Source organism: Nocardia abscessus NBRC 100374 (assembly GCF_000308455.1).
In the GTDB taxonomy this organism is placed as follows: domain Bacteria; phylum Actinomycetota; class Actinomycetes; order Mycobacteriales; family Mycobacteriaceae; genus Nocardia; species Nocardia abscessus.
Map to the genome: position 1 here is coordinate 1 of NZ_BAFP01000134.1, position 1,367 is coordinate 1,367.

The 1,367-nt window shown below is 63.2% G+C and carries 1 protein-coding gene; it reads right to left on the reverse strand.

Annotated elements, in window-relative coordinates:
• On the reverse strand, positions 1 to 1,367 hold a 1,367-nt coding region (locus ON19_RS27190), incomplete at both ends, for a DNA-directed RNA polymerase subunit beta (RefSeq protein ID WP_043698900.1).

Genomic DNA, 1,367 nt, shown 5'->3' on the forward strand with positions numbered 1-1,367 from the left:
AGCACTTCGACGTTGAGGCACAGCGATTGGAGTTCTTTGAGCAGGACTTTGAACGATTCCGGGATGCCCGGCTCCGGGATGTTCTCGCCCTTGACGATCGCTTCGTAGACCTTCACCCGACCGACCACGTCGTCGGACTTGATGGTCAGCAGTTCCTGCAGCGTGTACGCCGCGCCGTAGGCCTGCATGGCCCAGCACTCCATCTCACCGAAGCGCTGACCACCGAACTGTGCCTTACCACCCAGCGGCTGCTGAGTGATCATCGAGTACGGGCCGGTCGAACGGGCGTGGATCTTGTCATCGACCAGGTGATGCAGCTTGAGGATGTACATGTAACCGACCGCGACCGGATACGGGAACGGCTCACCGGAACGCCCGTCGAACAGCACCGCCTTACCGTCGTCATCGACCATCCGCTCCCCGTCACGGTTGGGCAGCGTCGAGGCCAGCAAACCGGTCAGCTCCTCCTCCCGCGCACCGTCGAACACCGGAGTGGCGATATTCGAATCCGCCGGCGCGCCCAGCATCTCCTCCGGCAGCGCCGCCGCCCACTGCGGGCGGGAACCATCGGCAGCGACATCGACCCGCCACCCGGCCTTACCGATCCACCCCAAATGGGTTTCCAGGATCTGACCGATGTTCATACGACGCGGCACACCATGAGTGTTCAAAATGATGTCCACCGGGGTGCCATCGGGCATGAACGGCATGTCCTCGGTCGGGAGGATCTTGCCGATCACACCCTTGTTACCGTGGCGGCCTGCGAGCTTGTCACCGTCCTGGATCTTGCGTTTCTGCGCCACATACACCCGCACCAGCTCGTTCACACCCGGCGGCAGGTCGTCGTCGTCCTCCCGGGAGAACACCCGGATACCGATCACCTTGCCCGACTCACCGTGGGGCACCTTCAACGAGGTGTCACGCACCTCGCGGGCCTTCTCACCGAAGATCGCCCGCAGCAACCGCTCCTCCGGAGTCAGCTCGGTCTCACCCTTCGGCGTGACCTTACCGACCAGGATGTCCCCATCGCGCACCTCCGCACCGATCCGCACGATGCCCCGCTCGTCCAGATCGGCCAGCACCTCATCGGAAACGTTCGGGATATCCCGCGTGATCTCCTCGGCCCCCAGCTTGGTGTCCCGAGCATCGATCTCGTGCTCCTCGATATGGATCGAGGTCAGCACGTCCTCCTCCACCAACCGCTGCGACAGGATGATCGCGTCCTCGTAGTTGTGACCCTCCCACGGCATGATCGCCACCAACAGGTTCTTACCCAGGGCCATCTCACCGTTCTCGGTGCACGGCCCATCAGCCAGCACCTGACCACGCTCCACCCGCTGACCCTCGTCCACAATCGGACGCTGATT